This window comes from Bacillus haynesii, from assembly GCF_014042035.1.
GTDB lineage: Bacteria > Bacillota > Bacilli > Bacillales > Bacillaceae > Bacillus > Bacillus haynesii.
The window spans coordinates 1,200,792-1,213,135 of record NZ_CP059494.1; the positions used below are offsets into that span (position 1 = coordinate 1,200,792).

At 42.2% G+C, this 12,344-nt stretch carries 11 protein-coding genes and 1 pseudogene; 3 read left to right on the top strand and 9 right to left on the bottom strand.

The genetic code is table 11. From position 1 onward, the window contains the following. Positions 1 to 43: 43 nt before the first annotated feature. Both H2R00_RS05920 and H2R00_RS05925 read right to left on the bottom strand, forming a co-directional pair. Positions 44 to 721, bottom strand: coding sequence for a YoaK family protein (locus H2R00_RS05920; RefSeq protein ID WP_154997913.1), 678 nt, complete (start codon positions 719 to 721; stop codon positions 44 to 46). A 436-nt stretch (positions 722 to 1,157) separates the two neighbouring features. Further along, entirely contained in the window at positions 1,158 to 2,576 is a 1,419-nt protein-coding gene (locus H2R00_RS05925; RefSeq protein WP_182071031.1) for a flavin monoamine oxidase family protein, read from the bottom strand. 261 nt (positions 2,577 to 2,837) lie between these two features. On the opposite strand from H2R00_RS05925, the gene H2R00_RS05930 reads away from it, so the two are divergent. After that, the gene (locus tag H2R00_RS05930) at positions 2,838 to 2,948 is read left to right on the top strand and encodes a YjcZ family sporulation protein (protein ID WP_011197990.1); all 111 of its coding nucleotides are present in this window, start codon (positions 2,838 to 2,840) and stop codon (positions 2,946 to 2,948) included. A gap of 153 nt (positions 2,949 to 3,101) precedes the next feature. Here H2R00_RS05930 and H2R00_RS05935 read toward each other — a convergent pair. Next, positions 3,102 to 3,536, bottom strand: a pseudogene (locus tag H2R00_RS05935) (YjdF family protein). Between the two features lie 607 nt (positions 3,537 to 4,143). On the opposite strand from H2R00_RS05935, the gene H2R00_RS05940 reads away from it, so the two are divergent. Beyond that, entirely contained in the window at positions 4,144 to 4,536 is a 393-nt protein-coding gene (locus H2R00_RS05940; protein ID WP_154997911.1) for a (2Fe-2S) ferredoxin domain-containing protein, read from the top strand. A 10-nt stretch (positions 4,537 to 4,546) separates the two neighbouring features. Beyond that, positions 4,547 to 5,539, top strand: coding sequence for a CobW family GTP-binding protein (locus H2R00_RS05945; RefSeq protein WP_182070659.1), 993 nt, complete (start codon positions 4,547 to 4,549; stop codon positions 5,537 to 5,539). A gap of 450 nt (positions 5,540 to 5,989) precedes the next feature. On the opposite strand, the gene H2R00_RS05950 is transcribed toward H2R00_RS05945, so the two are convergent. The 6 genes from H2R00_RS05950 to mutL form a co-directional block, all read right to left on the bottom strand. Then, positions 5,990 to 6,376 (bottom strand): hypothetical protein, encoded by a 387-nt coding sequence (locus tag H2R00_RS05950; RefSeq protein WP_182070660.1) that lies wholly within the window; start codon positions 6,374 to 6,376, stop codon positions 5,990 to 5,992. Positions 6,377 to 6,387: 11 nt separating this feature from the next. Beyond that, on the bottom strand, positions 6,388 to 7,986 hold the full coding sequence (locus tag H2R00_RS05955) for a T7SS effector LXG polymorphic toxin (RefSeq protein WP_244958291.1): 1,599 nt from the start codon (positions 7,984 to 7,986) through the stop codon (positions 6,388 to 6,390). A 243-nt stretch (positions 7,987 to 8,229) separates the two neighbouring features. Next, positions 8,230 to 8,529: an alpha/beta hydrolase family protein gene (locus tag H2R00_RS21170; RefSeq protein WP_244958292.1), complete on the bottom strand. Its 300-nt coding sequence runs from the start codon at positions 8,527 to 8,529 to the stop codon at positions 8,230 to 8,232. Further along, positions 8,526 to 9,017 (bottom strand): alpha/beta hydrolase, encoded by a 492-nt coding sequence (locus H2R00_RS21175; RefSeq protein WP_244958293.1) that lies wholly within the window; start codon positions 9,015 to 9,017, stop codon positions 8,526 to 8,528. Before H2R00_RS21175 ends, H2R00_RS21170 begins: the two co-directional genes overlap by 4 nt. A gap of 772 nt (positions 9,018 to 9,789) precedes the next feature. Next, positions 9,790 to 10,071, bottom strand: a complete 282-nt coding sequence (locus H2R00_RS05965; protein WP_154997902.1) for a putative quinol monooxygenase — start codon at positions 10,069 to 10,071, stop codon at positions 9,790 to 9,792. Between the two features lie 343 nt (positions 10,072 to 10,414). Further along, the gene (gene mutL / locus H2R00_RS05970; RefSeq protein ID WP_182070661.1) at positions 10,415 to 12,328 is read right to left on the bottom strand and encodes a DNA mismatch repair endonuclease MutL; all 1,914 of its coding nucleotides are present in this window, start codon (positions 12,326 to 12,328) and stop codon (positions 10,415 to 10,417) included. Positions 12,329 to 12,344 lie beyond the last annotated feature (16 nt).

The following is a 12,344-nucleotide window of genomic DNA, read 5'->3' on the forward strand; positions in this document are numbered from 1 at the left end:
GATGGTTCACGAATGCCTGCAACTGGAACCGTCCTTCATCCGGTCATCCCTCACTCTTCCCGTGAAACCTTGTACCTGCAACCGCAATAATACCGATAATGATAACGATCGGAATCCAAATCACAACAAACGGATGCTCAGGTTCAGCAAGTGCGGCAATGACTGCCCCCAGGCAATAGAGCACAATCGTCAAAGCCCGAAGCCATGCGTCCTTATGGATGACCTTTTGGTCGTTTTTGCTGAGGAATCGTTTTGTCACATCTTCGAAAAAGTTTGCGAGCGTCCCCGTTAGGACAGTAGTGGAAATCCCTGCAATGCCGAGCTTTCTGGCTGCTGTGGTCTGAAGCCCCATCGCCATGCTTAACAGCAAGATTAAAAGGTGTGGCGAACTTTCAAAGAAAGTCAGACAAGCAAATAGAAGCAATACGGCTGCTTCAACAGCAAGTGCAATCGTGACGCCTGACGGCCAGAACGATTTTTCCTGTTTTCCGACAATGGCTGCTGAAATAATCACACCGATGATAAATCCGAACAATGCGATCAGCGAGTACATGGCGGTCGCGTGAAGAGAATTGCCGATTGATAATCCTAACAGTACGATGTTCCCGGTCATATTAGCGGTAAATACGTGACCGATACTTAAGTACCCAATCACATCTACAATACCTGCTGTCAAACAGAGAAGCAAAAGCATGATGTTTCGATCATGAGCAGCATTCAATGTGATTCAATCCTTTCTTAGCTATTCTGCCCGGCGGAATGTTAAGCCATTCCATCCGGTATGTCATGAGCCTTTCCTTAGGGAAAACTCGTTTTGGGGGCTTTTTTGTTGTTAGAAAAAGGAGGGTTCTTAACGGAAAAATGCGGGCAATCCGATCATTCACCTCAGCAAAACACTTTTTTGCTCATCGTGTTACATCTGCAATTCAATTGTATCATAAGCATTAAAATTTTTTATAAATGAAGTTCTTAAAAACTTGTTTTTAATAAATGTGAACACATTTTCTATTGTTAAGAAGGTAAAAACAAATTCACCTCCTGTAACAAGCCATCGCAAAGATCCGTCTGAAACGAACAAGCCGCTTTTTAAAAGCGGCTCTTCCCCATCCCTTACAATCGGTTCTTTCTATTAAATTCATATACTTGCAAAGTTCATGTTACACGCGGGAAGCCTGATTCACTCCATATGCCGCCCGTATTCCCGATTCAATCGCTCCCTGCATCCACCCGTGAGTAAGGGAAGCGTGTTCCCCGGCAAAATGCACCCTTCCCTCAGGCATAGGAATATAAGGATACAGCTCCAATTCCTGACCTGGTTCGAAAGCTGTAAATGCCCCGGCTGAAAAAGGATTTTGCGTCCAGCTGAAAGAAGCGCCTGATACAAACTCAGAATACACGATATCTCCATATATTTTCGCTAAATTTTTCAGCGTATAGCGGATCCGCTCTTCTTCAGGCTGACTGTCCCATATCAGCGCTTCATCAGCCCACGTATAGCTCGCCAAAATGACTGCATGCCCGTGTGCTCCTATGCCGCTGCTTGGGTAGTATGAAAAACGAATCGGCAAGTCGGTAATGGATCTGCCGCCACGCTGCCCGGCTCTTTCCCAAAACCTGCTCTTAAATTCGATTGCTATTTTTGTCGCGGCAATATAGTTAAGCTCCCGAATCGCTCTCCGCTTATGATAGGAAAAGGAAGCGAACGGCTCAAATGCCACAAATCGCAATGCTGAAAAAGGAATTGTTACGATCGCGAAGTCACCTGTCACCGTTGAATGTTCTGCCGACTGTTGGTGAATGCAATGGGCTGTTACACTGTTTTCAGTTTGAGACATTTTCATCAATTTTTGACGGAATAAAATATCGCCCTTTAATTGCGGAAGAAAAGCTTGCGGCAACAAGTCCATGCCGCCTGTAATCTCATAGAAGCGAGTCGGCGATGTAAAAAAGATCGACTCCCGCAATACTTCGACAAGGGACAATCCCATGTACGCTTCCATGTCCAAAAGCACACCAATCATATCAATGGCGCCGTTTGAAAAGTGAGTGTTGAGAAAAGAGCCTAACGATTCGTTTCTGTATTGGTTTTCAACAATACGCCAATTTCTCGCCGGATCTTGGCTGATAAAATTGAGAATAGGCTGCAAAGCAGAAAGCATCAGCTGTTCCGCCGTTTTTCCCTGCTCATGGAGAACAACAGGGAACCTTAAAACGCCCGGATTTTTTTCAAACTCATGAAGACGGGTTTTCACGCCGTTGACGTAAAGAATATCCATGGGGGTTCGGTTGATAAACACATTGACAGGCAAATTAAATTTCTTAATGTATTCCATCGTTAAAGTATGGATATCGGGGATGCGCATCGGCCCGGCATTGAAATACAACCCTTCGCTAAAGGGCGCACGAGATGTAAAAACTCGCCCTCCCGCTCTGTCATTTGCTTCCACAATCGTCACTCTGTGCCCGGCATTCTTTAATAAAGACGCTGCGACAAGCCCGGACAGCCCGGCACCAACGATCATCATATGTTTAGGGTACTGTGTCGTTTGAAGACCATTCCTAATAATATGAAGCATGTCTTCCTCAGTTAATTGAAAATTCAATTTATTCAGCGCCCTTTTCGGTGGATTTATTGCATTATATTCCGTTTAAAGGACGCCAATCACCATTTTCATCCTCTCTGCACGAAGCCTCATATATTCGGCTCTTCCTCGAAGACTCGCATGAGGGCGAAGTGGCAAATGGTTCAACTATTTTTAAAAATGTAAATCAATATCCTATACCAAATTTTTAAAGTTACATAGGATAAACTATGTTTCTTTAGGGAGGTGAAACACATGAGCGGAGGTTACGGACACGGAAGCGGTTTTGCTTTGATTGTTGTTCTGTTCATTCTCTTAATCATCATTGGTGCCAGCTGGTTCGGCGGTGGTTATGGAGGCTATTAAGTTCTAAAATCGTTCCGTTTTAAAAGTCAGCAATAACCTATGACCTTCTCCTTATTTTACATGTTCTCCTCCTGCTTATCGTTATTGACTCCATGATGAAAGGCTCTTTTTAATAAGAGCCTTTTTTTAAATGCAATACAGGAAAACGCGCCTCTATTGAGCCTCACTTTGCTCCAAAGAAACTCTATTTCCCCTATGCTTTTGTTTCGCTTTTTGCTTTCTGAGTAAATACTTTTGTTCTTTTAGCTTTTCCCGCTGCTCTTTTGTCAGCCGCTGTTTCTTTCGTTTTCTTGCTTCCAGCTCTTGTTTTATCGCTTCTTGCGCCTTGTGAGATACACCGGCATTTTTCAATTCTTTAGAGACTTGCCGCTGCAGCCTTTTGGGATTGATTTTCCGCGGGCGGCGGGCGTCCAGCCTAACTCCTTCCTGTTCTGCTTGTGACAGTGCTTTGTAAAAGCTGATGATGAACAAAATGTAATACCTCGGAATCCTTCGGCTCGTTGCCAAACAAATGCCGGACGGCTCTCAGTTTACCTTCAATCACAACTCTATCCAAAACTGACCATCATAGTAAACCGTTAATTTCATAACGATTCCCTCCTCCATCAACATGTACTCCAGAGAAGGACATCCCGAGGAGGGGAAGGTTACTGGCATGATCAAACATGCATCCGGACTACCAACCGAATCGTGTTTTTTCATTCTCCGCTAAAAATTTTATCAATTTTTCCAGTTTAGGAAAAGGGGGTAAAGTTCTTTTATATTCAGTACAATAATATAAAGCAAACCCTCCCCTGAGCCAGATAGGCTCTCAGAACTTCTCACTGTAAAGATGCGGCTGGAAAAGAAGCTGCTCAGATCTCATTGGCATCGTTTAACCTCTTCTATTTGCGTTTGACTTGAAAAAGAGATAAAATGATTTTAAATCGTAATCATTACGTTTTGTTCCGCCATATTGAAAGAGACCATATAAATAAACAACTAAAGGCGGCAAGAGAAGGCTGAAATATAGAGAGCTTGCGAAAGGAGTGAAAAGCTCAAGGTGACGAAGAAAGACTGCGGAGCTTATCCCACCGTCTCCCCGGTTATCGGTATCACCTTTCGGGACAGTTATCGACCGGGGCTTGCTTAGTTTTTTATCATTTTACCGCTCTAAAATCGTAATAATTCTGTTTTACTCGGAGGGAAGATACATATGGCGACATGGGATTTAAGTAATATGAAACATCATATCTTTATCTGCAACGGCAGCAGCTGTAATCGAGCCGGAGCTGAGGAACTGACTCAAGTGATTCGGCAAGAAATCTCAGACCGGGAGCTTGACGATGTCATTCATACAACACGCACGCGGTGTAATGGTAGATGCCAAGATAAGTGCGTGGTCATCCACTACCCGAAAGGAACTTGGTATAAAGATTTAAAACCTGAGGATGTCCCCCTCCTGATTGACTCGCTTTGTACCAATGAAGATTATACAGAAAAAGCGAGCCATTTGTATGATGACCAACGTTTCGAGCGTTCATCCGGCGTCATCGCCGGAGTTCCAAAAGACAAAGAAAAAGTAATCAAAGTATCGAAAAAATTTTAAATGGAGTCGAATGATCATGCCTTTAACTAAAAAGAAAATTCCTGTCACGATTCTCACTGGATATTTAGGTGCCGGGAAAACCACACTTTTAAATCGAATACTTACAGAAAAACACAATCAAAAGATTGCGGTTATTGTTAATGAGTACGGAGAAGTCGGGATAGACAATCAGCTCGTCGTTGATTCTGAAGAAGAAATTTTAGAAATGAACAACGGCTGTATCTGTTGCACGGTCCGCGGAGATTTGATTCGTATTCTGAGAACTCTTGTATTCTCAATGGATCAAGGGAAAGTTGCATTTGATCGAGTTTTAATCGAAACAACGGGATTGGCTGACCCAGCACCTGTTGCCCAGACTTTTTTTATGGATGAACTGTTATCCGAAATATTTGAAGTTGACAGTATCGTCACGGTAGTAGACAGCAAGCATATCACCAGACATCTGGATGATCAGGATGAAGCTCAAGAGCAAATCGCATTTGCTGACGTCATCATCCTCAATAAAACAGATTTAGTAACGAATAACGATCTGAAATCCTTGGAGCAAAGACTTGTCAACATTAATCCTACGGCTAAAAGGCTGCATGCCAGAGATTGCAACATCAATTTAAGAGATGTACTGGGGATCAATACGTTTGACGTCAATCGAAAAATTGAAATCGATCCTCATTTTCTGGAGGATCATCATCACCACCATCATGATGATAAAGTGTCCTCTATTGCTTTTCGGGAAGAGAAGCCTCTTGATTTGGCAAAGGTGGATCATTGGATGAGTTATCTCGTACGGGAAAAAGGAGAAGAATTATTGCGTTATAAAGGAATCCTTTATATTAAAGGGGAAGCATATCGAATCGTATTCCAAGGGCTTCATATGCTGTTTTCAGGACGTCCGGACCGGAAGTGGAACGAAAACGAGAAAAAACAAAGCGAACTTGTTTTCATTGGAAAGGACTTGGACAAAGAGGAACTGGAGCGGCAATTTAAAAATTGCATAGCAAAGTGATATTTCTGGCTTTGTTGACCGTCTCTTTGCTTAAAATAGAAAGACCCGAGATTTGATTTTGCATGTGTTTTTAAGGGGCTAATAAATCTAAGCAGGCTATTGCCTGCTTTTCTTTTTGTTCTTATAAGGGCTTCCCTGCGTCCCCTGGATATCGCGCTGCATAGTTTACAGCCGCTCTTCCTGTGTATCTGACGATCCATTCGATACATCAGGGTACACTTAAGGGAAAGGTGCGTCTTCGGTTCTGGCCATTAAAAAAGCGGCTAATCAGCTGCACAACATCAGCGTGCAAAAGATCAACATCCGCAGGCTCTCGTATAGGACTCCGGTATTCATGTTCATTTTTCTTGCTTTGTATGTCAAAGGGGAAAGGATAAAAGCCCTCCATTTTGTCGGATTTCATTAAAAACCTTGAAAGATAGTTTACTTTCAAGGTTTTTGATTTATGGCTTATTCAGTTATTTCTATATAATGTTTCATATTTTGAAGTTCTTCATACCTGATCTGTAGACCGTCAGTTCCTTCAAGTAAAGTAGACACATATCCAGTTATATCTACCTCTATTTCATCGGCATCATCTGGTTCAATAATTTCTGGATGTGAACGAACTTCCAGGGTATAGCCTTTTTCTCCTCCAAACCCCTGAATCACTACCTGAAATCCTAAAATTGGATTTTCTATAAAAACGGCAGGCACTTCCTCATAAATTTGTTCCTCCATACCGCCAAAGGGTATTCCTCCAAATAATTTAACTGAAATTATTCTTGCTAAATCATCTATATCCTTATTCGAAGTAATTGGAATTAAACATTTAAAATACGGATATTTTTTTTCCACCTAACATTCTCCTATTCATCTTTTAATATTTTGCTTCCTTTTGTAAATTTACTATTATATTCTTCTTGAGTAAAGATTCTAAAGGTTAATTTATCAGGTCTCCCTTTCTTATCTGTTTTTCTTAATCCATCTAAAGAGTTTTTTAGAGTTTTATCTAACTCTTTTTGTATTTTCCTGATTTCCTTGATATCAGTACCAGCCCTCCATCTAGAACTTGACGGAAATTTTGATGCTAATTTATCACTAACAATGAAAGCATCAATATCGAAATCCGTAGGGTCAAATGGAGCGTTTCCCTTATGCGGTCCTTTCTGCCCTGTAGCCAATGAGCCTCTATAACCAACTTTAGCATTTGGATCAATTTCTTTAATTTTCTTCACTGCAGGACTCATTTTGCTTTGAACGGTATTCATAATTTCTTTTCTTGTTTGAACCTTCTCCGCGCCCTTAACACCTTTCTCAGCCTTTGCAACTTTCTTTGCCGCTTCTTCACCTTTAAATAACTTGTAAACGCGATTCCCGTACTTAAATGCCTTTCCGAAAGGAGTAACATTCAATCCGGCCATCAAACGGTCCCCGCTACCTTTAACGATTTCGCCTGTCGCAAGGTCGTATCCAAACGCTGCTCTTACTGCATCATACACACCTGTAAATTCCATCGCTGTATCGAAATATTTAGCAAAGTCGCTTTTTTCCACATTCTCTGGAAGGGTGTAGGCGGGTTCTATCTTAACGATTGTATCACCATCTATGTATGCCCGGTAAAGCGTATCGTTAAATACTCTATAATCTTTTTTCAGTTCATTCAATTCCTCTTGAGTGTACTCTTTCTTGGAAACCTTTTGTGTCGCCAATTTTTTTAATCGATCTGGATCGGCAAGAGTGTTAATGTCAGCATCTTCTTTGTCTCCGACTTTTTTCAACATCACACCCATCGCTGTTTCTTGATTTCCACTCAAGGTATCCATCTCATCCGGCTTTAAAATCGCGCCTTTTTGATAACCAGTGATCTCAATTTTGGGCCCGGTATACATCTTTTCGAGCCGTGCGATGTATTTCTGCATCGTCTCAAGATCGTTTTCAGCCGTCTTCAGGGCGTTGGTTTGCTCGCGGTCAAACGCATGCAGCTTTTCAAGAGTCGTGCTGATTTCCTTTAACGCTTTCTGATTCTGTTCATGAAAACCGCTGTCATTCAAATCTGGTAAATCAATGATATGGCTGACTTTTGCGATCGTCGCGTTGGTCTTAGAAACCAAATTTTTTGTTGTGCGATCAGCGGCATTTAAGCCATTCTCCAACTCGTGTTCGAGAAAGGACTGTGAAATAAATCCGTTATGGTTTGGTTCCAGGGAATTCAGCGCGCTTTTCATTTTCTTCAGCGTGGAATTGTATTCCTCTATGAAAGTATCATAGAACTGTAGAAAAGGGGTGTGACATTCCTCGTAAAAGGCGCGAATCGCGTCGCCGCCTTTTCCCTTTAATGCATCATCAAGTGATGTGATCCCCTCAACGGCTTTTTTGACTTTGGCGAATTCGTCTGATTGATGTTTTAATTGTTCCAGCGTTTGATCAAGAGCATTGTGTAACGCCTGAACATCCAGAGTCTTCATAACATTCTCCTCTAATACTAAAGTGACATATCATGAAATATCTTACCACTTTATAGAAAATAATTGGTGAATAAACCCTGTCAATCTATGAAAATGAATCTTTTATATTAGGCCTTAAAGCCTAAAAGAAGAAAAATAGCCCAATTTAAAATAAATGGGCTTTCAGTCTTCATCTACTCTTTTCATTTCACATCAGTAGAATTCTCATTAACCTAGCTTAAAACCTTAAATAGCCCTCAATTATCACAGTGGCCGCGATGCACATATTGTATCAATTACTGAATCCCATGCTGTTGAGGTAGGATCAATAATTTTAAAATGTTCCACATCTGGAAGCACAATTAATCTAACATTACTGCCGTGTTCGGTTGCCTTGAAATAGTAGTCTTTGCTTAACTTTATGGGAACATGACGATCCAACACTCCATGAATTAAAACATGATCGATTTTTATCGGCAACAACTCAATTGGAGAAACAACTTGATAGCGTTCAGCAACCTCATATGGTGACCCACCCATTAGTGCGGATACATGACTTTTCATACCTTTTTCTTCGTGAAATTCCCACATTTTTTTAAGTCTGTTACTCCAGCCAAACTTATTACTTTCTTGATAGACACAAACAGCTTATTAAACATTTGATCTGATTTTGCTTCAGTTCGAGAGGCTAGCCAAAGTGCTAAATGCGCTCCTGCCGAATGACCAATAACAATTACACTTGACAGGTCTAAATGATAAGATTCCTTTAACTGTGACAAATGATTTATAGCATCAATTACATCATTAAATGTCCCTTTCCAACCTCCTCCATTTTCCCCGACTCTACGATACTCAATGTTCCAAGTCGCATATCCCCTACCAGTTAAATCCTCAGCAATAGAATTATTTTCTTCTAAATCATATTTCGACTGCCAAAACCCTCCATGAATCATAACAACTACTGGGCAGGGCTCTTTCCTTTCAAGCATCCGTAATACACCATATTGCGAGTGATGTTGCCCATAAGATATTTTAACTTTATTAGACATCATTCCCCTCCCCTCTCACGTGAGAAGATCCGCCAACTACCCAACCGATATGGGAAATCGATCCGGGCTACAGCCGTAAATAAGCTCTTATACTAATGAGTTTCTATCTCCATCTCCAGTTAATTGCGCCATCTTCATAAACAGCAGGAACGATAATTCCTTTTTTAGTTAATCCTTATCTGTTATAAAACCATTCTGCGTCGTAAAGTTCTTCCTGGAAGTCGTGATCTTCATCAATCAAGGTATTAAAAAAACTATCTAAATTTTTCGTTTTTTTCATTTGAATGTCACCATTTAGCCTAAAACCATCGATTATGTAATCATCTTTTACTTCGACTAGATTTTCCTCCTTACAGTATCATCTCTACTTGGCCCTTTCTAGATTTGTTCATGAAATCCGCTTGGAACTTCGACTATAACTAAATATTCAATGTTGATTATAGGACTTTTAAAGCCATACGTCGGTGCACTTATTTAGCAAATATGTTCATTTCCAATCAAAAACTGGTATGGGAAAGGCCTTGAACATACAGACTCGAGTAACTTTGGGGAAGAACATAGGTTTCATGTTGCTGAAAAAGCAATCACCGGATAAAAAAGAAAATCTGTGTTACAGATTAATTACTGAAGCGGACTTCTAAAGAGTCTGCTTTTTTGTTCTTAACAGCCCTCAGATAAACCCGAGAGCTGTCGTGAGGTTGTAAATGACCCGCCGTTTGATTTGATAGTATTTATCCTTTTTCAGCCCATCTCCATAGCAATCTCAAGGAGCCTTTTAATCATTCACATTACTTTTCATTAACCATTCTACTTCCGTTAATTCTTGTTTTTGAACGTCTTTTGTGTGTTTTTTCGTGAAATGGACTTTAACAGCTTCTTCGTTTTCCCAAATCTCCCAAAGCATTATTTTGCGTTCTGATGGTTCAAGCGGATAAGCATGGAATTGAATACACCCTTCTTCTTTGTTCGTTTCTTCCTCAAGTTTTTTGAATTCCTTCATTATTTCATTAAGGTCTTTATCACTGATGATTTTTAAGCATGCCGTTATGTAATGCATCAAAATTCCCCCTCTTCAAATCATTTCATGGCTTTTCATTATAACATTTTCTCAAAAAATAAAAACAACTATGAAATTTGTCTAATGGTTGCCCTATGGGTTTCCACTTAAAAAAGGGCTTCATCTCAAAGAGAAGCCCTCTTTTATTTAAATCCCTTCGGTATCCGCAATTCTTAGATTTAAAGCGAATACCCAGACGATATACATGCCGCTTCCTAATTTTCTTCTCACAGACGGCAAGAATTAAAGCAACCCGTCCAGTGTTAATGTGGTCAAAATGTGGTCAATAAAATCAAAATCGCTCACAACCGTTGTTCTATCAAGGGTTATGAGCGATTAGAAATTACATCACGCGCTTAAACATCTTCTCCATCTCATATGTCGAGTAGTGGATGATGATCGGGCGGCCGTGCGGGCATGTGAATGGGTCGGATGTTCTGCGCAGCTCATCAAGCAGGGCGGTGATTTCGTCGTCCCGCAGGTGATGATTGGCTTTGATGGAGCCTTTGCAGCTCATCATGATTGCGGCTTCTTCGCGCAGTTTTTTGATGTCGATCGTCCGGTCATCAAGGACCTGCTGAATGATGTCTTCAATGATCGTCGTTTCTTCCCCTTTTGGAAACCAAGTCGGGTGGCATCGGACGATATAGCTGCCGGCGCCGAACGATTCGAGAAAGACGCCGACTTTGGCTAAGTCGTCCAAGTGCTGGTCGATCGTCAACGCTTCATTTTTTGAATAATGGAATGTCAGCGGCACAAGCATGTCCTGGACTTCCGGTTCGACTTCCCCGACTTTTTCACGGAAATATTCGTATTTGATCCGCTCCTGTGCGGCGTGCTGATCGATGATGTACAGCCCGTTTTCATTTTGGGCGAGAATGTATGTGCCGTGCATTTGGCCGATCGGATACATGATCGGCACCCTTTCTTTTGGCGTCTCTTCGTCTTGGACGTTTTCTCCTGTCTGTTCCGGTTCTGCTTGTGCGGCCGGCTCGGCATCAGGCGTATACTCTTCAGCTCCGGGCCATTCAGGCTCGGTGTCCTGCAGAATGCTTTCTTCGCGCTCTTTGGAAGCGGAAGAAGGCGGCGGGTCTTTGACAAGCGAGCTTAATTTCATCGCCGAAAACGAAGGCTCCGACTTATATTCTCTTTCAACATCAGGATCAGAAAGAGGTGCCGGCTCTCGTACCTGGTCGAAATCAAGCTTTTGCTGCTCCGGTTTATTGATCAGAGGTGCGGTTTTTTTCGGGACTTGCACGCTTGGAATGAGCTGTTGCTGTTTAAAGACGTCTTTGATGGCGTCGCGAATCAGTTCGTGAAGCTCCGTCTCTTTGCTCAGCCTGACCTCCAGCTTTGACGGATGCACGTTGACATCCACAAGCAGCGGATCCATATTGATTTCAATGAACGTGATCGGATGGCGGCCGATCGGAAGAAGCGTATGATAGCCCTCGTGGATCGCTTTCACGAGCGGAAAGTTTTTAATGTATCTGCCGTTGACGACAGATGACATGTAATTTCGCGATGCGCGCGTGATTTCAGGAAGGGCGATATAGCCCTTCACTTCAAAATCAAGAGATCTCGCTTCAAGCGGAAGCATTTTTTTGGCAACCGCCGTGCCGTAAATTGCCGCAAGCACGTGGCGGACATCGCCGTTTCCGTTTGTCTGCAGAAGCGTTTTCCCTTGATGACGCAGCCTGATCGAAACTTCCGGGTGTGCAAGGGCAATTCTGTTGACCACATCTGTGATATTGCCAAGCTCCGTATGGATCGTTTTCATATATTTCAGCCTTGCCGGCGTATTGAAAAACAGATTGGTAACCGTAATTTCAGTTCCTCTGCGACTTGACGCTTTTTGCTCGGAAATGATTCTTCCCCCTTGAAGCGTCAAATGGGTGCCTGCCCCTTCTCCGGTGCTCGTTTTAATGCTTAAGTGTGAGACAGACGCGATACTCGGCAAAGCTTCTCCGCGAAATCCGAGCGTTCTGACGCGAAACAGGTCGTTTTCGTCTTTGATTTTGCTTGTGGCATGACGCAAAAAAGCCGTTCTGCAGTCTTCTGGATCCATCCCTTCGCCGTCGTCAAGCACTTTAATCGAGGCGAGACCCGCTTCTTCAACATCGATTTCAATCACGGAGCTGTTCGCATCGATTGCATTTTCGACAAGCTCTTTGACGACCGACGCAGGCCTTTCCACTACTTCACCCGCCGCGATTTTATTCGATAAATCGTCAGGCAGCTGAACAATTTTTGCCAAGTTGGGTCACCTCTTT